Annotated in this window: 24 protein-coding genes; 6 read left to right on the top strand and 18 right to left on the bottom strand. The window is 51.9% G+C overall.

All coding sequences use genetic code 11. From position 1 onward, the window contains the following. The first annotated feature begins 234 nt into the window (after nucleotides 1-234). The 3 genes from PsAD13_RS15970 to PsAD13_RS15960 all read left to right on the top strand — a co-directional run bounded on the left by PsAD13_RS15970 (nucleotide 235) and on the right by PsAD13_RS15960 (nucleotide 3,984). The gene (locus PsAD13_RS15970) at nucleotides 235-1,095 is read left to right on the top strand and encodes an AraC family transcriptional regulator (RefSeq protein ID WP_208986667.1); all 861 of its coding nucleotides are present in this window, start codon (nucleotides 235-237) and stop codon (nucleotides 1,093-1,095) included. A gap of 145 nt (nucleotides 1,096-1,240) precedes the next feature. Continuing rightward, on the top strand, nucleotides 1,241-1,735 hold the full coding sequence (locus tag PsAD13_RS15965) for a ferritin (RefSeq protein WP_057465144.1): 495 nt from the start codon (nucleotides 1,241-1,243) through the stop codon (nucleotides 1,733-1,735). Nucleotides 1,736-2,043: 308 nt separating this feature from the next. Then, on the top strand, nucleotides 2,044-3,984 hold the full coding sequence (locus PsAD13_RS15960; protein ID WP_063318794.1) for a TonB-dependent receptor: 1,941 nt from the start codon (nucleotides 2,044-2,046) through the stop codon (nucleotides 3,982-3,984). A gap of 33 nt (nucleotides 3,985-4,017) precedes the next feature. Here PsAD13_RS15960 and PsAD13_RS15955 read toward each other — a convergent pair whose 3' ends face one another. From PsAD13_RS15955 to PsAD13_RS15945, 3 genes are all read right to left on the bottom strand, one after another. Then, on the bottom strand, nucleotides 4,018-4,476 hold the full coding sequence (locus tag PsAD13_RS15955; RefSeq protein WP_063318793.1) for a MarR family transcriptional regulator: 459 nt from the start codon (nucleotides 4,474-4,476) through the stop codon (nucleotides 4,018-4,020). Nucleotides 4,477-4,584: 108 nt separating this feature from the next. Beyond that, nucleotides 4,585-5,346 carry a hypothetical protein gene (locus tag PsAD13_RS15950; protein ID WP_063318792.1) on the bottom strand — a complete coding sequence of 254 codons (762 nt, stop codon included), beginning with the start codon at nucleotides 5,344-5,346 and terminating at the stop codon, nucleotides 4,585-4,587. Next, the gene (locus PsAD13_RS15945) at nucleotides 5,343-5,939 is read right to left on the bottom strand and encodes an RNA polymerase sigma factor (RefSeq protein WP_244275174.1); all 597 of its coding nucleotides are present in this window, start codon (nucleotides 5,937-5,939) and stop codon (nucleotides 5,343-5,345) included. The genes PsAD13_RS15950 and PsAD13_RS15945 overlap by 4 nt, the downstream gene beginning before the upstream one ends. Before the next feature lie 25 nt (nucleotides 5,940-5,964). Here PsAD13_RS15945 and PsAD13_RS15940 point away from each other — a divergent pair, with 25 nt between their 5' ends. Continuing rightward, nucleotides 5,965-6,906 carry a cytochrome c family protein gene (locus PsAD13_RS15940; protein ID WP_063318791.1) on the top strand — a complete coding sequence of 314 codons (942 nt, stop codon included), beginning with the start codon at nucleotides 5,965-5,967 and terminating at the stop codon, nucleotides 6,904-6,906. 56 nt (nucleotides 6,907-6,962) lie between these two features. On the opposite strand, the gene PsAD13_RS15935 is transcribed toward PsAD13_RS15940, so the two are convergent. From PsAD13_RS15935 to bioB, 5 genes are read right to left on the bottom strand one after another with little or no spacing between them, the layout of a single operon-like run. Further along, on the bottom strand, nucleotides 6,963-7,955 hold the full coding sequence (locus PsAD13_RS15935; RefSeq protein ID WP_063318790.1) for a beta-ketoacyl-ACP synthase III: 993 nt from the start codon (nucleotides 7,953-7,955) through the stop codon (nucleotides 6,963-6,965). After that, on the bottom strand, nucleotides 7,942-9,201 hold the full coding sequence (locus tag PsAD13_RS15930) for an adenosylmethionine--8-amino-7-oxononanoate transaminase (RefSeq protein ID WP_063318789.1): 1,260 nt from the start codon (nucleotides 9,199-9,201) through the stop codon (nucleotides 7,942-7,944). The genes PsAD13_RS15935 and PsAD13_RS15930 overlap by 14 nt, the downstream gene beginning before the upstream one ends. Then, nucleotides 9,201-9,839, bottom strand: coding sequence for a dethiobiotin synthase (gene bioD, locus PsAD13_RS15925; protein ID WP_063318788.1), 639 nt, complete (start codon nucleotides 9,837-9,839; stop codon nucleotides 9,201-9,203). Before bioD ends, PsAD13_RS15930 begins: the two co-directional genes overlap by 1 nt. Next, on the bottom strand, nucleotides 9,836-10,975 hold the full coding sequence (locus tag PsAD13_RS15920; protein WP_063318787.1) for an 8-amino-7-oxononanoate synthase: 1,140 nt from the start codon (nucleotides 10,973-10,975) through the stop codon (nucleotides 9,836-9,838). The genes bioD and PsAD13_RS15920 overlap by 4 nt, the downstream gene beginning before the upstream one ends. After that, on the bottom strand, nucleotides 10,959-11,951 hold the full coding sequence (gene bioB, locus PsAD13_RS15915) for a biotin synthase BioB (RefSeq protein WP_063318925.1): 993 nt from the start codon (nucleotides 11,949-11,951) through the stop codon (nucleotides 10,959-10,961). Before bioB ends, PsAD13_RS15920 begins: the two co-directional genes overlap by 17 nt. A 975-nt stretch (nucleotides 11,952-12,926) precedes the next feature. Between bioB and PsAD13_RS27830 the strand changes: the two genes are divergently transcribed. After that, entirely contained in the window at nucleotides 12,927-13,085 is a 159-nt protein-coding gene (locus PsAD13_RS27830) for a hypothetical protein (protein WP_193777059.1), read from the top strand. Nucleotides 13,086-13,125: 40 nt separating this feature from the next. Here PsAD13_RS27830 and PsAD13_RS15910 read toward each other — a convergent pair whose 3' ends face one another. The 7 genes from PsAD13_RS15910 to PsAD13_RS15880 all read right to left on the bottom strand — a co-directional run bounded on the left by PsAD13_RS15910 (nucleotide 13,126) and on the right by PsAD13_RS15880 (nucleotide 18,562). Next, the gene (locus tag PsAD13_RS15910; RefSeq protein WP_063318786.1) at nucleotides 13,126-13,362 is read right to left on the bottom strand and encodes a hypothetical protein; all 237 of its coding nucleotides are present in this window, start codon (nucleotides 13,360-13,362) and stop codon (nucleotides 13,126-13,128) included. Between the two features lie 195 nt (nucleotides 13,363-13,557). Then, nucleotides 13,558-13,992, bottom strand: a complete 435-nt coding sequence (locus PsAD13_RS15905; RefSeq protein ID WP_063318785.1) for a hypothetical protein — start codon at nucleotides 13,990-13,992, stop codon at nucleotides 13,558-13,560. Further along, nucleotides 13,989-14,459 carry a lysozyme gene (locus PsAD13_RS15900; protein ID WP_063307397.1) on the bottom strand — a complete coding sequence of 157 codons (471 nt, stop codon included), beginning with the start codon at nucleotides 14,457-14,459 and terminating at the stop codon, nucleotides 13,989-13,991. Before PsAD13_RS15900 ends, PsAD13_RS15905 begins: the two co-directional genes overlap by 4 nt. 48 nt (nucleotides 14,460-14,507) lie before the next feature. Continuing rightward, nucleotides 14,508-15,611, bottom strand: a complete 1,104-nt coding sequence (locus PsAD13_RS15895) for a hypothetical protein (protein ID WP_063318784.1) — start codon at nucleotides 15,609-15,611, stop codon at nucleotides 14,508-14,510. Between the two features lie 3 nt (nucleotides 15,612-15,614). Further along, on the bottom strand, nucleotides 15,615-15,839 hold the full coding sequence (locus PsAD13_RS15890; protein WP_063318783.1) for a tail protein X: 225 nt from the start codon (nucleotides 15,837-15,839) through the stop codon (nucleotides 15,615-15,617). Nucleotides 15,840-15,848: 9 nt separating this feature from the next. After that, the gene (locus PsAD13_RS15885; protein ID WP_193777058.1) at nucleotides 15,849-16,256 is read right to left on the bottom strand and encodes a phage tail protein; all 408 of its coding nucleotides are present in this window, start codon (nucleotides 16,254-16,256) and stop codon (nucleotides 15,849-15,851) included. Between the two features lie 26 nt (nucleotides 16,257-16,282). Continuing rightward, entirely contained in the window at nucleotides 16,283-18,562 is a 2,280-nt protein-coding gene (locus PsAD13_RS15880) for a phage tail tape measure protein (protein ID WP_063318782.1), read from the bottom strand. Here PsAD13_RS15880 and PsAD13_RS27825 point away from each other — a divergent pair. Continuing rightward, nucleotides 18,561-18,719 carry a hypothetical protein gene (locus PsAD13_RS27825; protein WP_193777057.1) on the top strand — a complete coding sequence of 53 codons (159 nt, stop codon included), beginning with the start codon at nucleotides 18,561-18,563 and terminating at the stop codon, nucleotides 18,717-18,719. The two genes, PsAD13_RS15880 and PsAD13_RS27825, sit on opposite strands and share 2 nt — an antisense overlap. 7 nt (nucleotides 18,720-18,726) lie before the next feature. Here PsAD13_RS27825 and PsAD13_RS15875 read toward each other — a convergent pair whose 3' ends face one another. The 3 genes from PsAD13_RS15875 to PsAD13_RS15865 all read right to left on the bottom strand — a co-directional run bounded on the left by PsAD13_RS15875 (nucleotide 18,727) and on the right by PsAD13_RS15865 (nucleotide 20,879). Then, nucleotides 18,727-19,038: a phage tail assembly protein gene (locus PsAD13_RS15875; protein WP_063318781.1), complete on the bottom strand. Its 312-nt coding sequence runs from the start codon at nucleotides 19,036-19,038 to the stop codon at nucleotides 18,727-18,729. Between the two features lie 75 nt (nucleotides 19,039-19,113). Then, nucleotides 19,114-19,623 carry a phage major tail tube protein gene (locus PsAD13_RS15870; RefSeq protein WP_063292092.1) on the bottom strand — a complete coding sequence of 170 codons (510 nt, stop codon included), beginning with the start codon at nucleotides 19,621-19,623 and terminating at the stop codon, nucleotides 19,114-19,116. Between the two features lie 23 nt (nucleotides 19,624-19,646). Next, nucleotides 19,647-20,879 carry a hypothetical protein gene (locus PsAD13_RS15865; protein WP_063318780.1) on the bottom strand — a complete coding sequence of 411 codons (1,233 nt, stop codon included), beginning with the start codon at nucleotides 20,877-20,879 and terminating at the stop codon, nucleotides 19,647-19,649. Between the last annotated feature and the right edge of the window lie 10 nt (nucleotides 20,880-20,889).

Raw genomic sequence — 20,889 nt, 5'->3', positions numbered from 1 at the left:
CAGCACAGCCCCATGAGCGCTCGCAGTGTGTGGCGAGCACTTTGGGCACCTCTTTACTGAGATGTTCGTGAGCTGGAAGGTCGCGCTGGACTTACTTCATTTATACGAAGTTTTAAACTTGACTTCAAAACTCATAATATATTTATGAGGGGGCGTTCGTCGATTGGAAATGCATTGGCGTGTGCGCCAAAAACATATCCATTCGCGCCAGTGAAAAGTCAGGGAGCACTTTCTGTGCAGATTGAGCAGCAGATCCGAGTCAAAGTCCTGGATGAGACAATGGGCCATCATGAAAATGAAAGTTTGGTGGAGCTTTCACCTATTTTCCAGATTTTCATTTATCTGGAAGGTCAGCAGCAGTTTTACATTGATGATGTTTATTTTGATCTGGATGCCGGGGATCGCGAAACACCCAAGCCTCAGGCTCTGCTGTTCAACCTGCGAAAACCTGCCAATTTGCGCCTGAAGCCGAGTGAGGCCGGGCACTCGCTGCGCAAGGTTGGCATTGCAGCTCAACCGGACTGGTACGGTGCAATTGGGTTTCAGGCCTCTGCTCTTTCTGCGGAAGTGCGGAGTTTTATGAATGGCCACCTGAATTACTTCATCTGGCAGCCGGATGAACGCATGGTAGATTGCGCTGCGCGGATTTTGGCTATGACCAATGATGGGGCTGATGAAATCGGTGGCCTTCAATGTCAAGCTGAGGCGTTAAGCCTGATGTCTCAGAGCTGTGCTCACTTGCAAGGGGCCGTCCAGGCCGAGAAGCGGGAAGCGGACAGTCAGTTACGGATCAAAGGATTGAAGGTGCGGGAATTTCTGCTGGAGCATCTGGAGGAAGACCTTTCCATTGAGCGGATCTCTAAAGAAACGGGCCTTAGTAAACGAAGCATTCAGCGTCACTTTAAGGAAAAGTACAATCTGACAGTCTCGGATTTTATTCGTAAACAGCGTTTGGAGAAGGCGCGGCAAGCCATCAACAAAGGCGGCATTACTGTTTCTGAAGCTGCCTATATGGCGGGATATAACAGCCCGTCCAGCTTTAGCAGTGCCTTTAAGCGGATCTATGGATCAGCGCCCAAGACCTGGCGAACATAGGGCCTGAGCTCGCAAAATGGTCATTTGTGAAACTGCTAATCACTTGCAATTGCTAAGATAATTCTTCTCAAATTGACTTTGGTCAAAGCGAATAGTTTGTAGCTCTTCAAATCTGTCTCCACAAAATTACTGATTGGAGAATCCGATGAAGCTCAACACCAAAGTCGCAGAAGCTCTTAACCAGCAAATCAATGCTGAGCTGAGTGCCTCTTACGTTTATCTTGCTGTGGCTGCCTACTTTGATTCCATTGAGCTGCCAGGTTTTGCAAAGTGGTTCCGTCTTCATTCAAAAGAAGAGACTGACCATGCAATGCGCATTTATGACTTCATCGTGAAACGGGACTCCCGCGTTACTCTGGAAGGCATATCTGCTCCTACTGTTGAATTTGATTCAGCACAGGAAGCTATTGAGCTGGCCATGAAGATGGAAGTGAAGGTCACGTCGCAAATCCATGCTCTGTTTGATCTCGCCCATGATGAAAAGGAGTATGGGACGCAGAACATGCTGCACTGGTTCCTGGAAGAGCAGATTGAAGAAGAAGATCTGTTCCGCCGTGTTCTGGACCAGGTGAAAGCTGCTGGTGATGATCGTTGGCACCTGCTGACACTTGATGATCAGATGGGCCAGCGTCAAGCTTAAATCTCTTGTTATTGTAAAGCCCCCGCTATGCTTTTAGCGGGGGCTTTTTTTGGTTTTGTGCCCGGTGATCTTTGAACACTCCCTGTCAAATTCAGCAGATACACACAGATCAGATTTTGATAAAAATTACATAACGTATTGCATTTTATGGCGATTTCTTTTCATAGGTCATGTCGCAAACGTTTATGCATATAGATGCACTTGCATCTATAATTGCGCTCCCATATACCCTCGCGCATAAACATGAGTAATTATCTCATATTTGATTCGCCGTAGGTAATACGGCCAATATGTGGGTGGGGATCCTAATGAAGAAACTTCGGTGGCGCTTGCTTGTTTCCGTTTGTGTTTTAAACGGTGCTTATTTTTCTACCGGGGCTGCAGCGCAGGATAGTGTGGATGCCAGCGAGGAGCTGGACCCTGTTGTTGTTTACAGTTTCAACAATGATCGCTTTGCAGTGGCTGCTGACAGAAACACCTCAATCTACGTTTCAACTCAAGCGATTGAAGCCGCAGAGATGGGTAATCTTCGTGATGTGTTTGCTGAGAATGCCTCAGTAACGGTTGGCGGCGGCATCCCAATTGCCCAGAAGATCTTCGTCAATGGTGTGGATGCTCTCAACCTGAACATGACTATTGAAGGCGCGATGCAGAACAACCGTGCGTTCCACCATGTAACAGCCAATGCCATTGATCCAGCGTTGTTGCGTGCGGTGCGTGTGGATGCGGGTGTTGCAGCTGCAGATTCCGGCCCGAACGCTCTGGGCGGTTCCATCGCCTTTCAGCTGATTGATGCATTGGACCTGCTGGAAGATGGCGAGACCATGGGCGGCAAAGCAACACTGAGCTTTGATACAAACGGCAATACATTCTCCCAAGCTTTGACTGGCTTTGCCGAGCATAACGGCTTTGATATTCTGGCCTTCGCTAAAAACGCCAAGGGACAGGATTACACCTCTGGCGGCGATTGGGAAATCCCGGGAACCGGAGCAAACTTGCAGACCGGCCTTCTCAAAGCCGGTTACACATCTGAGACCGGACATCGGTTTGAGGTTTCGGGCATGATGCTGAAGGATAAAGAAGAGCGGCCTTATCGTGCTAACTTTGGTGCTTTCAAAGGCAGTTCACCGACCCGCATTTACGATACGATGCGGAAGAGCTTCTCATTCCGCTATGAGCATTTGGAGCCTACGGACCTTTATGATCCAGAGATCGTGCTTGGCTTCAGTGAAAGCAATATTGACGTGCCTGTGCCATATGGAAGTAACGGGACTTCCAATACCTTGAACGGCAAAGTTGCAAACACTTTCCGGTTAACTGAGGATATTGGCTTCACTACCGGATTTGATTTTTACAGGAAGACCGCAAACTACGATGACCCAACCTCTGACTTGGAAGAGGTTGCTCATAACTTCGGCAGTTTCGGACAGGTACGTTGGACACCATCGTCAGCGTTGAAACTGTCCGCGGGCTTACGCCTTGATCATCAGCGTTTTGAAGGTCTTGGAGATTTCGATACTTCTGTCACTGGTCTGAGCGGTAACAGCTCGGCATCCTATGAGGTCTTGGAAGGCCTCAAACTTAAAGCCGGTTATGCTACTGTTTTTGGTGGGATTGCGCTTGAGGACAATTATACCTTCAGCTCCTCATGGGATTACTCCGATATCAAGCCATCTCGTTCTCACAACGTGACTGCTGGGCTCGAGTTTGAACGTTCCGGCTTTTTGCTCTCCGGTGAAATCTTCAGAACTGACATTAGCGATGCTCGCTCGCGCGACGCTAATGTGGATGTTCTTACCGAAGGATTCAACTTGGCTGCGGGCTATAAGTGGACCTCAGGTTCGGCAAAAATCACCTATTCCAACACGCGTGTGGAAGTTAACGGTGATGCCGCCGATTCCTATGTTGCTCAGGACTTTGCTGCCCCACTGGGACAAGTCATAGCCTTCAACGTTTCCCATGAATTGGAAGACTACGGTCTGATAATCGGTGGAGATGTGCAAGGAGCATTTGATTATAGCACCGGATCCGGAGATTCAGATCGAACACTGGAAGGCTATGCCGTTGTCGGGTTGTTTGCGGAATATGAACCAGAGCAGATTGATGGTTTGAAACTTCGTGTTGAAGCGAACAACATTTTTGATGATGACTACTCAGACCGGGGAACCTATGGGGGCGATTACAACGTTATTGGCACTCTGAAGGAACCGGGGCGTTCCTTTAGCCTTACGGCAAACTATCGGTTCTAGGAAACGAGAGGGTCGCTGTTTAGCGGCCCTTTTTTATTCGTAGAGCTTGGTCAGTAGTTTGAAGAGTTCAAACGCCTCTTTCTTGGTGAGACGTTCTCCGACTTCCTGCTGGATGATTTTGAAGTAATGCGGCCAGATTTCCTCGTGGGCATGGGCCGCTTGAGGTGTCAGGAAAATCAGCTGCGCGCGTCCGTCCTCTTTATCTGGACGACGCTCAATCAGCCCCTTCTTTTCCATACGGGCGATGTGCCGTGACATGCTGAACTGCGCCATGTGCAGATGGTCTTGCAAGTCAGAGGCCTTTGCCCCCTGCTCTCCCACACGTTCAACCTCCAGCAGAATTTCATACCAGACCGGGTTATCAATGCCATGCGTTCGCAAACTGCGCTCAAAGCGTGGGTAAAGATAGCGGTGGGCCCGCATCAGGTGAAACCAGACACGGCTTGCCAGCTTATCTTCAGTCTCCGTTTCAATCTCGTCGTATGTTTTCATCAACGCAAAGTCCCAGTCAGCAATCCGAAAGACCTAGCATACTGATCCCCCCTGCGGCGCTCACTCTGACAGATACTGACAGAAAGATTTGCGAAAGGCTCTCCTTGCCTACAAAACGCGAGAGTGGATTTGCTCGGCGACGATGTCGATGCGGCTTTGGTTTTGGCCTCCAATAACGAGGTAACGATAGCCGTTGCCGGTCCAGTCTGCGGAGGCCATGCCTTTGAGGCTGGTGGATTGCATGATAGTTCCGGCGGCATCTGTGTCTTTGAGGATGCAGAATGCAACCGGGGCACCGTTGGGGTCTGCAAAGACTATCTGGATGAGCGGTGCGCCTTCATGGCCCAGAACCTGGGTTCGCAGTAGTTTCAAGCCTTCCAGATCATTGAGGTCTGAAAGGTTCAGCTGCTGGCCTACGGCGGTTGAGGCTTCAGCCAGCTCTTGTTTCAGCTCATCCTCGGACCTGTTCAGGGATGCGATTGTCTCTTTAACGTAAAGCGCCTGATAGCTTGCGACTTCCTGCCGCCAGTCAATTGCGTCATCTGTCCAGTACATGAGGCCTGTTCCGATGGCCAAGCCAATCACAAGCGTTGCTGCGCGGGTGCCCCATGTGCGGACAACAGATGGTGCGGCTGCATGATCGTTTGCAGGGGTTTGCTGTGCGAAGATCTTGTCTTCCAGCTGTTTGAGGTGATCTGTGTCAGGGATCTCTGCAAAGCCTTGTTGAACGACTGGGAGCAGGCCTTCAAGTGCCAGCAGGCGTTGTTCCAGGATCGGATCGCTCTCCAGATCCGCTTCTATTTGCTGCGCGGTTTCAGGGTCCAGAGAGCCTGCCAGATAAGACCGTAGGTGTTCGTCGGTGTACGTCATGCCAGCTCTCCCTTCTTCATCTGGTTGGCTTGTTCCTGCTTTAAAGGCGCAAGCGTTTTTCGGGCTGCAGATAAACGGCTCATGACCGTTCCAATAGGAATACCTAAAATTACGGCTGCTTCGCGATAGGTGAATTGCTCAACAAAGACAAGTTCCACCACAGAGCGCTGACCTTCTGGCAGTCGCATCACTTGTTTAAACACTTCAGCTGCGAAAATATTCGTTTCAGGTGATGGAGACGGATCAATCAGGCTGGATTCGATGGCGGTGTCGAGTTGGCCGGTTTTTCTCAGGTGCTGGCTGCGCATTTCGTTCAGCCAGATGGACCGGCAAATTGTCATGGTCCACGCGGCAAAGTTTGAACCTGCCTGAAACTGGCTTTCACGTTCCAATGCCCGCAGACATGTGGCCTGCACCAAATCGTCGGCCAGATCCTTCTGCCCTGCAAGCGAAAGTGCAAAGCGCCAGAGTCGAGGCATGAGGGTGATTAGGTCACTTTGAAAACGTTTCTGATATTTTTTTCCAAAATACATCGAATAAAAGCCAGCTGTCGTGTGTTTCTCAATTGATAGCAACCAAAAATCGTCAATCACATCAAATCACGAAGGCGACATACCTATGGTAAAAACCTTTTTCCGCACCTCCGCGATGCTTTTACTGTTGTCTGGCAGCGCCCTTGCACAAAACTGGACCGTGGACAGCGACAACTCACGACTTTCTTACGGGACCATCAAGAAAAACTCCGTGGGTGAGGTGAACAGCTTTGAGAAACTCTCGGGCTCTGTCTCGGAAGATGGCAAGCTGCAATTGAAGATCGATCTGGGGTCTGTTGAGACCAACATCAATATCCGCAATGAACGTATGCGCCAGATTGTGTTTCAAAGCATCGGGTCTGCTGATCTGACTGCACAGCTGGACGCTGCTGAGCTGAGCCAGCTTGCGGTTGGCGCAACCACTGTTGTTGATCTGGAAGCCACGCTCAATTTGCTGGGCACTGAGATCCCGGTGGAAACGGAAGTTTTTGTGGCGCGCATTTCCGACAGCAAAGTTTTGGCGACTACCAATGACATGGTGTTTTTGGGAACTGAGGAAGCGGGCGTGAACGCGGGTGTGGATCAGCTGAAAACACTTGCCAAGCTGAACGGAATTACACGGACGGTGCCGGTTACACTTCGCCTCGTGCTGACAACAGACGGGAAGCAGGCGGCAGCTGAATCGGTTGCGGTTCCAGCACCAGTTCAAGTGGCGTTTGCGGGTGATGTGAAGGCGGGCAAGAAGGTTTTTAAGAAGTGCAAAGCATGCCACAGCGTGAAGGAAGGGCAGAACAAAGTTGGTCCGAGCCTGCATGGTGTGATTGGCCGTCAGGCAGCTGCTGTTGAGGGCTTCAAATATTCCAAGGTTATGGCAAGTGCTGATGTGACGTGGGATACTGAATCTCTGACCGAGTTTCTCGCCAAGCCGAAGAAATTCTTGCCAAAAAACCGTATGGCATTTGCTGGTTTGAAGAAGCCAGCAGATATCGAGAACCTGCTGGCTTATCTGGACAGCGCATCAAAATAACTGCGGTTTGATGCGCACGCGCCCGCTCGTCTTTCCACCACGAGTGGGCGCTTTTGCTACATGCCGATCAACAAGGACCCGCTGACGAAGCCCGCGCCTATGGCAGACAATAGAATTTTGTCACCCGCCTTATAGTTTCGATTTTCCCGACACTTGGAGAGGCTGAATGGGATGGTGGCTGCTGAACTATTGCCGTATTCCCCCAGTGTCATCAGTGTCTTATCGGCGTTTATTCCAAGATTGGTTCCGACAGCCTGAATGATCCGGGAGTTGGCCTGGTGGGGCGCCCAGTGATCTACCTCTGACGGTTTGATGTCCGCCTGCCCCAGAATTTTCATTGCTGAGTCCGTGAGCGTGTTGACCGCTTTGGCGAAGACCGTCTGCCCGCCTTGCAGGCTCATCAGGTACTCATTGGGGTCCATATCCGGTCTGTACGGATTGCGACTGCCACCGCCGGGGATTTTGATGAGGTCGTAATAAGCGCCATCAGATGCCAGATCGGCAGCAAGGATGCCCTGCTCTTTATGTGCTGGTGGCAGAACCACAACGGCACCTGCAGCATCGGCGAATAACACGCGGCTGGCGCGTTCTGCCGGGTTGATGCGGCGGCTCAAGATATTGGCTGCGACGACGAGAACCGCAATGCCTTGCGCTTTGGCATAGGCATCGGCCATGGCCAGTGCGTAAAGGAACCCTGCGCAAGCTCCTGCCATATCGATGCCGCCGGAGTTTGGCAGGCCAAGTTTGTGCACCAGCAGAGGTGCTGAGGGCGGTAACAGGTGGTCAGGTGTGCTGGTTGCCAGCAGTGTCAGGCCGATTTTAGCCGGATCGATACCAGCGTCCTCAATCGCCATTTGAGCTGCTGGCAGTGCGATGTCTGTGAGAGCCTGATCAGAGGAGACATAGCGGCGCTCACGAATGCCGGTGCGGCGTTCGATCCAGCCCTCTTCCAGTCCCAGATCCTGTTCAATCTCCGCATTGAGCACGCGGCGTTCTGGTGCGTAATGGCCGAAGCCGATCAGCCCGCCACGGTCCTTAGAGGAGTTCATCAGCGGCCTCAGCTATCGCATCATAGATCTGGTCAATATCGCCCTGTGTGACGCAGTATGGCGGCATGGAATAGAGCGTGTTGCCCAGTGGGCGCAGCAGCAGGTTCTTTGACTTGAAGAACTCATAGAGGCGCGGGCCGACATCAGACAGATATCCGTGATCCTTCACGTTGATATCCATGGCCGCGATTGTGCCCGTCTGACGGATGTTGGTGAAACGATCATCGTCTTTGAAACGCGCAAGGCCAGCGGATTGCATTTGCATGAGCTTTGCTATGCGGTCATAGACCGGCTCATTCTCCCAGATCTCCAGATTGGCGACCGCAGCGGCGCAGGCGATTGGGTTTGCTGTATATGAGCTGGAATGGAAGAAGGTTTTGCTTCTGTCCATGGAATAATGCTCATCATAGATTGCCGAGGAGCACATGGTGACGGCAAGCGGCAAAGAACCACCTGTCAGACCTTTGGAATAGCACGCGATATCCGGCGTGATCTGAGCATGTTCACAGGCGAACATCTTGCCTGTACGGCCCCACCCCGTCATCACCTCATCAGCGATGAATAGTACATTGTGCTTCTTGCATATCTCATGGAGTGCCCGCAGTGTTTCAGCGGAATACATGAGCATGCCACCAGCACCCAGAACGAGTGGTTCTACGATAAACGCTGCAACATCACCTTGGGCGCAGAGCTTATCCAACTCATCTAGCGTGTTCTGCTCATTGCCAGCGGTTGGGAACGGCACTTTGGCCACATCAAACAGCAGCGGATTGTAAGGCTGGTTGAAAACGCCACGCTCGCCAACGGACATGGTGCCGATGGTGTCGCCGTGATAGCTGTTTTCCATAACGACAATGCGCTGGCGTTTTTCACCCAGATGATGCCAATAGCCGAGCGCCATCTTGAGCGCCACTTCCACACTGGTAGAACCGCTGTCTGAGAAGAAGACATAATCCAGTCCATCAGGCGTGCAACTCAGCAGCTGCTGCGCAAGTCGCTCTGCAGGCTCATGGGTGTGACCTGCAAAGATCACCTGATCCAGCTTTTCCGCCTGCTCCTTGATTGCGCCGATGACGTGCGGATGGCAGTGGCCGTGGGTTACGACCCACCAGGAAGCAATGGCATCAAGCAGTTTGTCGCCGTCATCCTTTGTCAGGTATGCGCCAGAACCGCCCGTAATCTTGGTCATTTCCGTCAGCACAGCGTGCTGGGTGAATGGATGCCAGATTGGTGAGTGCTTAGACATTATGCGTTCTCCCCGTTTTGCAGGCAGAAGTCTTCCAGACGGAAATTCTCTGCAAACGCTGTTCTTATTGTTTCTGGGGTGATTTGTTGCAGCAGTGGCAAGCGACCAAGCTTCTTGACGCCTGCGTACTCTGCGATCGTGCGTTCTGAATCTGCCACTTCCTCACCGATAAACACGATGCCGAGCAGGTTGCAGCCACGAGTACGCAGTGCTTCAATGGAAAGCAAGCTGTGGTTGATGGTGCCAAGGCCGGTGCGGGCGCACAACACAATCGGTGCCTGCCACTTTTTGAAGAGATCAATGTACAGCGTCTCACGCGTGAGCGGAACCATGAGGCCACCTGCCCCTTCAACGACCAGCGGTCCATCGACCTGAGGTAATGCCAGGCTCTCCGTATCGATCAGGACATCTTCTGCTTCCGCTGAGAAATGCGGAGAAGCGGGAACCTGCAAACAGTATGTCTCTGGCAGTGTTTTACAGCCTGTCAGACGCGTCACAGCTTGTGTGTCGGTTTCTTCTTCCAGTCCGGATTGAACGGGCTTCCAGTAGGTGGCAGCTAAAGCCTGCGTCAGCGCTGCAGAGAAAATTGTTTTGCCGATACCGGTGTCGGTGCCTGTAACTACGATTGGTTTTGTCATGAGCGAACCAGCCCCATTTCTTCTGCAAGCACTTCAAACATATTGGATACATCAGACTTGCTGGCGTGCAAGGTCAACGCAATGCGCAGGCGGGATGTGCCCCGTGGTACGGTTGGTGGGCGAATGCCGCGGATGTCATAGCCGCGTTCCTGCAGTGCTTTTGCAATCAGCATGGTGCGCTTGTCATCGCCAATGAGGAACGGAAGAATATGCGTTCCGCTGCCCTTTTGTCCGCACAAACGGCCCATCTCAGTATTTGCATGTTTTACAAGGTCAGCAAGCTGGTCACGCCGTTCCGGTTGATCCCGTACCAGTTTTAGCGATGCACGCACGATGGCTGCGACCAGAGGCGATGGCGCTGTTGCGTAGATGAACCCGCGCGCGCGGTTGATGAGATAGTCGATCAGAATAGCGGGTCCGCAAACAAGTGCGCCGGAGGCTCCAAGAGCTTTGCCGCAGGTATGGAGCGAAATGACGTTCTCCCGGCCTTCAAATTCCGCTGCCAGGCCTTTGCCGCCCTCACCCAGCACGCCTGTCGCGTGGGCTTCATCGACCAGTAAAAACGCATCGTAGGTATCAGCGAGTTCTATCAGGTCCGGGATCGGTGCCTGATCTCCGTCCATGCTGTAAAGGCTTTCGCAGGCGATCCAGATGCGCCCTGTTTCGCCTTGTTGGCGCCACTGGGCAATACGTGCCTGCGCATCCTCAACCTGATTATGTTTGAAGGCCATGGACTGGGCTGCACCCAACTTCATGCCGTCATGTGCACTGGCGTGAATGAGGTTGTCATGCAGGACAAGGTCGCCCTGCTGCGGCAGGGTTGAGAACAGCGCCATATTGGCGTTGTATCCCCCACCGAAGAAAAGGGATCGCTCTGTGTTGAACAGGTTTGCCGCTTCCAGCTCAAGCGCTTCATGCTCAGGATCATTGCCGCGCAAGAGGCGTGAGCCGCCTGCGCCGAGACCGACACCACGGGCAAGGGCGTTTTCTGCCGCTAAACGCAATTCTGGCGCTGTTGTCAGCGCCAGATAGTCATTGGACGAAAAATCGCAGCCATGCGCTTTGAGCAGAGAACGGGACCTGCCCCGTTCTGCCAGACGCTCGAGCGCTCCTTGGTGCTTATTCAGCAGGCTCATGCTCAGCCGCACAGCTTTTCAGTCCCATAGGGCGGATACCAAGGCGTTTGAACAAAGCTGCGTCCTTGGAGCCTTCCGGGTTGTCTGTGGTGAGCAGTGTTTCGCCTTTGAAGATGGAGTTTGCTCCAGCAAAGAAACACATTGCCTGCGTCTCATCAGACATTTCTGTCCGGCCTGCCGACAGGCGTACATGAGATTTCGGCATCATGATACGTGCAACGGCAATCAGACGAACAAAGTCAATCGGGTCAACCGGTTCGGCATCCTGAAGCGGCGTGCCTTCAATCGGGATAAGCATGTTGATCGGCACGCTGTCCGGATGCTCTTCCAGTGTTGCCAGAGAAACCAGCATGTCGAGGCGATCCATATCTTTTTCGCCCATGCCGACGATGCCGCCAGAACAGACTTTGATACCGGATTCCTTGACCAGATTCAGGGTATCGATACGATCAGAGAACTTGCGGGTTGTAATAACCTCGCTGTAGTAGCGCTCTGAAGTGTCGATGTTGTGATTGTAATAATCCAACCCAGCATCTTTGAGGCGCAGAATTTGCTCCGGCGTCAGCATGCCAAGCGTCATGCAGCTTTCCATGCCGAGCTCTTTGACGCCTTCCACCATCATTTCAATGGCGCGCATGTCGCGATCTTTAGGAGAGCGCCAGGCTGCGCCCATGCAATACCGGGTTGCGCCGCCTTCCTTCGCCTTTTTGGCTTCTTCCAGCACCATTTGGACTTCAAGAAGCTTTGAGGCGGACAGCTCGGTGTTGTTGCGAGCGGACTGGCTGCAATAAGCGCAATCTTCCGGGCAACCGCCTGTCTTGATGCTTAAGAGCTGGCTTTGCTGGACCTCATTGGGGTCAAAATGCTCGCGATGAACGCAGTGAGCTTTAAACAGCAGGTCATTAAACGGCAGGTTGTAAAGAGACTCAGCCTCTTCACGCGTCCAGTTCGTACGGATGTCAGATGATTTTTGCACGCAGTTCAACTCGTTGATTTCCCCTAGGGCGTGTTTTGCCGTCAATTACAGCAAAAATGTGGCGTGCACAATGATCTATTAGAGGAATTTATTAAAACTGCCACTGATTGAACACCTTATATCCCTTCAGTTTTGCTGGGATTTTGAGCATTTCAAAACTGAAGATTTTATTTGGCTATGTCACATTGGAATAAAAAGCTGCGCCACTCAAATGATGAGATAAATTTGCTCAAAAGGGGCGAGAATGCAGGAAACTACTAGTTTTAGAGGGAGCTGAGTTTTCGCTCAATGAATTGGGAGAGAAAAATGGCGATCCCTGCAGGATTCGAACCTGCGACCGTCGGCTTAGAAGGCTGGGTCTTTTTACGAAAAAACAATGAGATAGCTGCACAACTGCACCAATTACCCCCACGTGGCATCAATAGTTTACAACCGAAATGTAAAGCATAGGAATGGGTGTGGGGCGCTAAAAATTAGAAACGGAAGTGCTGTCAACCCCGTTCCTTAAATGTCAGATCATCCGCTGCCGGTTCTGTCTTAGTATGGCAGGTGACATACTGCTGCCCGAATCGTACTTCTAAAGACGATCAGGGATATCCCTCAGTAGAAATTACACATAGTTAGCAATTGACATACCCTAAGCGCTCCACCCTAAGGTGTAGATAATATTTTCTAGCAACTTTAGGTAATTATTTTTCAGTATATTTTAGACTTTATTGCTATTTTTGTCAGATTATCAAGAATCTCTAGGGCAGCGACTACTGCAAAAAACCACCCCCCATAAGAGCAACTTTGGTTTTCTTCCCGCAATCCTTTGAGAGTTCGTAACCGAAAACCCTGTTTTCAGTCAAAGACTTATAAAGTTCTAGCAAATCTAAGATTGTAAGCATATTCCCATTGCAGATGCCAATTTCTAAGCAAATAGTTTGCGCATCCGCCTCTCTGGAATACTGAAGAACTTTAAAAGGTAATAATATGTTATCCGTCGCTCTAGATTTTCTAGCACAACGCTGCGAAGTCACTACCGTTGGCGAACTAATTCATCTGCATGTGGCACTAACTCAAAAGGAAATGGAGCGTCTCGCGTTGTTTGGTGCAGCGCTTGATGACCTAGAGCCTGATGACTGGATCTAAGCAAGGAACTGGATAGCCCCGTTTTTGGGGCTATCATTTTCTATTCTCGCTTGTCGCCTGCCTCTTCCAGATCTTTCAGCTGGTGCAGTTTGATACGGGTGTCTAACCGCTTGTTCCGGGCATCAACCCAGCGGCCATAAGCCAACAAGATTGCTCCGATTAATACTGCGAGCAGTAAGGCGAACTGAAGTACCGGCTCAAGGTAGCTAGATGCATACCCCAGAGCCCCGTAGACACTCAATCCAGTGATTGACCCGAACTCTGTCTTCGGCATCATTTGGCAATACCTTTCAAGTTGTCCTGAATGCTTCCATAAAAGGACTGCCAGCCCTGTTCCTTTGCATGGCAGGCTATCAATGCAGCTCTATGCCTGATTGCATCCCGGCCTTGATCGCCGGTAATGCCAGGGTCTTTCGTTTCGACTGTTAGATCGGGTGGAGGATCAGGAGGCTTGAACAGCTCCCCAGAGTTTTTAATGAGCCTTCCGGAATTGAAGTGCTCGCATCCTGCTAAGATAAACGGGATCAGAAGGACAAGCGGTAATCTTGCCCCTCTCCAGCTCAAGTTCATAGTCCCTTACCTTTTCTTCAAGCGTGCTCATCTGCTGGATGCGATCCAACAGCTTTTCACTTGCTTGCTTTGAGATGACCTTGTGCGCTGTTGCTACGCGTGTGAGCGCGTTGTTATCTGCCTTCAGTTGGGCTACTTCCGCTTGTTTGTCATGATGAAGGGCGGAGAAGAACCAAACCGAGACGCAAAGCAGAGCCGTTGTTGCGAGAGTAGAAAGCCAGTTGGGTGTGCGAGGTTCAAATCTAGCCACAAAGGCCAGCAATGCGCCAACAAGCGGCCCATAAGCCAGCAAGGTTTCAATGCCTGTTGAGATAAACGAGGAGATGAGATCTATCATCCCTTCGCCCCTTGCATGCAAAGTTTGTATTCATCTTGCCTGCGATTAACGAGGCCCTGTACTTTCCGACCACCAGCCCTGTTGAACCAAGTGGCAGCCTGACAAGCTCCCGTCCAATTGCCTGCATTCAACCTGCGCCTTGCAGTCGATTTGCAAAATGCACCTGATCCGATGTTGTAAGACAGCGAAACCATTGCAAGATAGGTTTTGATTGGGATCTTTTCCGGGGTTGTCAGGCATTTACGCATCCCGGCTTCATGTTCTTTGAGGGATACATCAAGCATTGCATCACACTCGGCCTTGGTTGCTGTATCACCTAGCTTGACGCCTTTGGTTTCGCCGTAGCAAATCGTTGGCACACCGACTATGTCTTTGTAGGCTGTTGTTTTCAGACCTTCCCAAGCGCCCACAAATGCAACTATGAGGGCTGCAGAAGCGCCGACCAACCGGGTTTTGGTTGATTTCATGTCAGGGATCTCCAATAAAAAAAACCGCCTCTGAGGGCGGTTGGTTGGCTACTGTTGTGTCCCGGTTCTACCGTTTCGATTTAGACCGTCTCCCGTCAGGGCGGGTTTCTTGGTTGGGGTCGTTGTTTTTGCCCCTTCCCTTTTCCCTGCTCCGTCTTGGGGATCTTTCACGCTTAAGGTTGTAGTGGCTCCTCCACCCCTCGACGCCTTGTGTGTTCTGCTTTCTACCCGGTACTTGCCATCAATGCCCTGCTTGATGCCTTCAACGGTGCACAGAGCTTCTGCCTGCACCTCAGGCTCAAAGTTGATCGTGATCGACCCCGAAGCTTTCTCTCGCTTGCTTTGGCTCTCACGTGCCTTAAGAAGTTCTTTGGCTTGGTCTTCATCTTTGACCGTAGAGCGAATGGCATTTAATACCGGATCTTTTAGCGCAGGGTCTTCGATTTCCTCCTCTTTGTAGGGGCGTTTGATTTCAACCACCTTGCCTTTCTCCCGATCCACATAGCGGACAGAGCTTCCAGTGAAAGCCCTGCGCAGATCACGGGGTTTCAAGCGCCAAGTGATGATATTGCCGGGATAGGTGCACTTGATGATCGGGAGCTCGTTGTCAGCTCCCAACGGCAGTAAAACAGCCGTCTTATCTCTGATCTTGAATGCCCCGTTCAGCTCTTTCGCATAGCGCTGGCCGATTGAATGAAAGCTCTCTCCATTTGCCGACCAGTAGTCGCGAAAGATTTCTTTGAATGCCGGGTCTACCTTGATGTTAAATCCGGCTTTCTTGGCAGCGCCTTGCAGGAATTCTTCAAGTGTTGCTTCGTCTTTATGGAAGAAAAGCGGTTGCTTGACCGGTGAGCGTTCATCGAAGCCTTTCGCCTTGATTGAGAGCTTTTGCCCTCCAGAGCGGTTGCTTGAGGAAACGGGCTGGTCAGTCACCCCTTCAAAGACCTTCTTGCCTTCAAGGATTACGGATAGTCGGTGGCCAGCACTCGGCAATTTGATCTGCCCTGCACGATCATCAAGGCTAAGACTGCAACTGTCAGAGCTGATCCCGGCCTTATCCGTCGCTGAAATGTTCATGAGATAGGGGCGAAGATCCTGCGAGATGTCATTGCCATTCAAGATGACTTTCCAATCTACGGTCCATTCGTTCATGCGCTATCCAAACAAGTCTATTGTCGGCTCTGGTGTGATTGTGACTTCAGATGGCAGGTCTGGAATAAGCACTTTCCGGCCAGCTGCAAGAAAAGCTCCTTCGCCCGCTATGCCGGGGTTAAGGCTCAGGGCCTCGGTGATGAGATCCTGCCCCTTCCAGCCGTGCACGCGCACCAGCAGGAGGTCCAAGGTGATCCCTTCACCTGTAACGGTTACTGTGGTGGACATAGCCGCCCCTTAAAGCAGGTCGAAGACTGAAATCAGATCTGGAATGAGATCAGGTGAGACCGGGGTTTCATCCGGCAGCTGTTCAAGCCCAATCTGATAGGTGATCACAAAAGGAACACCGTCTCTTTCCAGCTCTTTGTGCGTTTGTTTTGAGGACTTGATAAAGTAGTTCCCCATTGGCTTGCCATCACCACGCAGCACCGGGAAGACTTCCCCAGTCCGTCGCATCTTGTCGGCAATCTCAAGTTCGACCAGCCCACCGATCCTGATAGGTAGCAGCTGCCCTGAGAGATTAAGGGTCTTGCCCCCATCTCCCATAAACTCACCGGGCTTCATCCCGCCCATAACGGGCTTTCTGGCCCAATCAGCCTTTGCCGAGATAGACACCTGATCCACGTTGAATGGGAAAGTATCCATCTGCAAAGCTCCAAGCATGTAAAGCATCAGCGCACCGCATATTCTCGGTCTGCATGAAGGCCGGACATCCGATCTTCGACCTGTTCAACAAACCCTTCGACCATGTCAGACGCACTGCTTGCCGCGTCTACATAGAAGGGGCCAAAATGATAATGAGTTTCGCCCGAAGATGAGCCTGAGCCGCCACCGCCGAGGATCTTTGCACTCTCTGAAGCGGTGTGGACGTATCCGGACTGGCTCGGGGTCACCAGTTCGGCACCATTCTCTCCCACTAGATAGTTACGGCCACCCACAAACTGCCCGCCCAATGCTCGGGCGCCTGAGATCTGCGGAACCTTCAGGGCAGAACCCGCAGAAGGTTTGGGGATCGGGACTGCAAGGATTTGGTTTGCCTTTGTTTGAAGTGCCTCTGCTACTTTAGCTTCAGCAATTCCATTCGCAGTCTGCGCAAGCTCGGCGTTGAGTGCTTTCAGTTGCTCAGCAATTTCCTCGCGGTCTGTCTGCAAGCCTCGTTTGGTTTGTCTCTCGCTTCGGCTATCGCCCAACTCTGCAATCTGGCTATCGATCAATGCCAGGTCTTGCTTTAGGGCCTCAACCAGAACATTGCCTTTCTCAACCGGCCCTTTGCGTACCCCAATGAGATCCTCAAGCCATTGGTTCATTGCCTCACCGCGAGCGGCCCCATCTTTGAACCTGTTCTGCGCATACTGGGCTCTATCCTTCCAACTCATGCCCCATGTATTGATTGAGTGCTCAAACTCGTTGAGGGCTAGACCTATAGCATTCAGGCTTGCTGCACCTTTCAATAGCTTGCTAGCCTTCATCCCTTTGATATTGGATTTCCCGCCTCCGTTATCATTGGCAGCAGCTGGCATTTTTCGGGATACCTGAGGAACACTAGTTTTCTTGACTGAAGAAGGCTTAGCACCTGCGGGGCCAGCGGTACTGCGGGTCTTACGGCTACGCCCCATTGAGATTCCGGCTAACTTGCCCGCTCTCTTAAGCATCTTGCCAACACCGAGCACCGTATCAATAAGGGTGGTCTTGAGTAGCTTTGCTGCGAACCTGAGGCCAGTCAGAGCAATGAGCACGCCTATGATCGCACTACCGTATTTAATAATATCCGATAGTATCTTGGGGTTTTCTTCAGCCCATTTAGTGAAGGCTTTTATGTGTGGCCCAATCGTGTCCATGAAGTCATTAAGCACCGGGAGCAATGAGCTGCCAATTGCAATCGATGCAGCTTCAATCTTGTTCTGGAACTTCTGCAACTGAGCCGCTGAGGTTCTCGAACGCTCCTCGAACTCCGCCTGAGACGACCCAAGAAACTGCGCCTTTGAGGCTACAGAGCCCAAAGCATTATCCAGAAGCGCTGCATTCTCAATCAGAGGTGCAATTGCGCGTGCTTCATCTCCAAACAGATCTGAGATGACCGAAGTTTGCAGTTCCTTTGGTAACTCTCTGATTTGCCCTATGACGGTTTTAAGCGTACCCACAGCGTCTTTCTGAAGGTTCTTGGATACCTTTACCGCATCCAGCCCCAAACGCTTGTAGGCTTTGTGCTGGCGCTTTGTTGACCCCTCGCCCCGTGCCAGTGCCTTACCTGCATTTCGGAAACTGGTGGCCGCGACATCGGCTTGTGCGCCTGATGCAATCATTGCCGAGCCAATGGCTGCTGTTTGCTCAGCGGTGAAGCCGTATTGTTTGCCTACAGACCCCACACGGCGCATAAAGTCGAGCAGATCGGGAGCAGAACTTGCGGAGGTGTTTGACAGGTGGTTGATTGCATCTGCCAGCTCTCCAGTCTCGCTCACGGTCAGCCCTAGGGCAGTTTTAATCTTCGCAAGGCTCTCGCCTGCTGTGCCGGCACTTACATCAAAAGCAACACCGACCTTTGCCGCCATCTCCGCAAACTGGGTTAGCTCATCCCCGGCCATACCGGCCTGACCTGCTGCAGCCACGATGTCAGCAATCTGGGAAGCTGTCATTGGCATGCGCGTTGACATGTCGATGATGTCTTTGCGCATCTTCTTGAAGCCCTCAGGGCTATCAAAATCAACGACCTTCTTCACGTCCGACATGGCGGACTCAAACTCCATGGCAGACTTTACAGGGGCAGCGATGGAGCGGGCCAGAATATAACCTGTCCCGACCGCACCGAGCATTTGCCCCTGCATTCGGTTTAGCTCTCGTCTGTTACGATCAGCAGAGGCCTGCATGCCCTTCATGGAGTTCGCAATTGCGCGCGCAGGACCGCTTGCCCGGTCTAGAACTGAAATGACCAGCTTGGAGGTTAAAACACCCATGACATTCTACCGATTTGGAGGGGGAGCATTTTCAGCCTTGAGCACACGTCCAAGGCTGGAGACTGTTTCTAAAAAGAAATCAATCTCCCAGTTCATGACCACACCAACTGGCGTGTGGAGCCTGCGCGATACCGCGACAATCAAGTCACGAGAATGAGGCGCGTCTACCCCGTCAGGTACTCGTCTCTCGCGTCGAGCTGCTTCAGGGTCAAGACACCCTGCTTTCCCATAAGGGGAGCGGCACCTCGCGTGACTTTCTCTAGGTCTTCAACATCAAGGCGTTCAATCACTTCCAGATCGACACCGGCAAGTGCTGCCAGTAGCGCGAAACCGGCTTGCTCTTCGTTCGAGTATTTCTCGCCAATGAGCGTGTCACCAGCACGCATGCGCCGGAAGGACAATGAGGTGATTTCACGCCCGTCATGTTCAAAAGGGTAATCCAGCTGAACCGTTGCTGTGGTTGCTTTCGTGGTCAATTGCCGTGTCCTTAAAGCAAAAGAGCCCCCAGCAAGGCTGAAGGCTCAGAGTGTTACGATGAGTGGTTTTGGGGCTTAGAGGCCAAGCGCGCGCTTACGTTCGCCATCTGTTGGATCAGGCCGCATTTCACGTTCCCAGAAATCCCAATAGAACAGCTCTTTGCCATCTAGGATGAGTTCAACGTGGGTGACTTCCTTGAATGCCAGGTTGCAACCTTGCAGATCATCTGCGCCCATTTCATCAGGTTCCCACTCCATAAGAGTGGCATAAATGAAGCCGCGGACAGGTAGCCAAAGGTTGCCCGGCATCTGGCGATAGTTGCCAGCAAAAACCCACTCTTCATGCTTACCCAATTTTTCAAGCAGCTTGTTATCAAGCCCTTTGTGTTCGGCTTTGGGCTCAAAAGCTTCAGTGCGCGGTTTACCGAAGTCTACGGCACCAATACCGCCACCGGGGTTGTGGTTGACCGTTGTGTATTTGAAGGCAGGCAGAACAAGCTTGCTCAGAATGTTTGCGCGGGATTCGTCCGGTTCACTGACCAAGCGCAGGTCAATGTCACCGTTAATCAGCATAGGGCGCTGCATGTGTGGTTCTCCAGTAAAGAGGATTAAACAACAGCGCGCAAACGCGCCAGAATGTCTTTGATCAAGCCTTCGGTTGCGGGGCGATAGCGGCGCAGCTCAAAATCAGCACGCTTGAAGGCGCTTGCAGTTTCCTGACCAATCTCAAGCTTGATGTGACCAAGCTCGATGGATTCAGGCTGGTTCTTATCTGCGGTGAACATCTCGGAGGCTGGCGTATAGCCAAGGATATGCTCGTTCTGCTTCAACCCACGCAGCTCACCGATAATTTCACGGACCCAGCTTTCAACCCGCTGCGCTGTCTGCTTCTTGCCCAGATGGCGCCGGGTGATCTTCATCAGCTGTGTGATGATGTAGTCAGAGCCGCGCAACTGATGCAGCTGCGGCCACATAGCGTCGGTCTGCGCCATGTCAGTACCAAGGAAAGTAAAGCCACCATCAGCAACCGCGCCATAAACGCCAATCTCACCTTCCGCAGCAATCGCCACATCAGCAGCGAGTAGGCGCTGGCCTTCCTTAGAGCCATCAAGGAAGTTGAAAGGGATTTTCCGAGATAGACCAGCAAGGCCAAAGATTGGCTCGTTGCAGATTGTCTCGAATGGCATGTTGCCATTGTTGGTATCTGCACGAACAATCAGGCCAGCGACACGGGATGCCATAGGGCGAGTAACAACCGCATCCCCTTCCCAGACACGCGCAGCCACACCAACCGGCATCAAGCGACCTGAAGCCATAGTTTCGCGTGCGTCAATGGCATTGTCTGCGCTGGTTGGGTCAACATCTACCGGAGCAACAGCAAGGATCTTGCCGATGTTCGCTTCTAAAGCTGCCACAACTGGACTGACTGTATCCAGATCAGGACGCCATGCAGTTGAACCAGCAACCACAATGCCAGGTGTTGCATTGACCGCAGTAGGGATCTCAGTAATCGAGTTGATGATAGCGGCAATTGCAGCAGCGCTGGCCTCAGGGGTCGCTCCCTTTTCTGCTCGAACAATGGTGACATCAGCAGAACGGTCAAGCTCGTTGAGCTGGTCCTGAATACCGCGAATATGATCCCGCAAAGGGCCGGTTCCGAGAGCTGCAACCGCGTCCTTGTCGCTGGACGAGATGCGCTTTGCTGTATCAATTGGAAACTCTGTGCCAGAAGCATCATCAGAGCTATCGATCACCACAACTTTGGATAGATCGCCTTCAGAAACCGGAAACGGATCATCCGATTTGTAAGAGAATTGCATGCCGATTGTGGGCGCGCTCATTGACATTTCT

It is taken from the genome of Pseudovibrio sp. Ad13 (genome assembly GCF_001623225.1).
In the GTDB taxonomy this organism is placed as follows: Bacteria; Pseudomonadota; Alphaproteobacteria; order Rhizobiales; family Stappiaceae; genus Pseudovibrio.
This window is presented reverse-complemented; position numbering and strand designations above follow the sequence as displayed.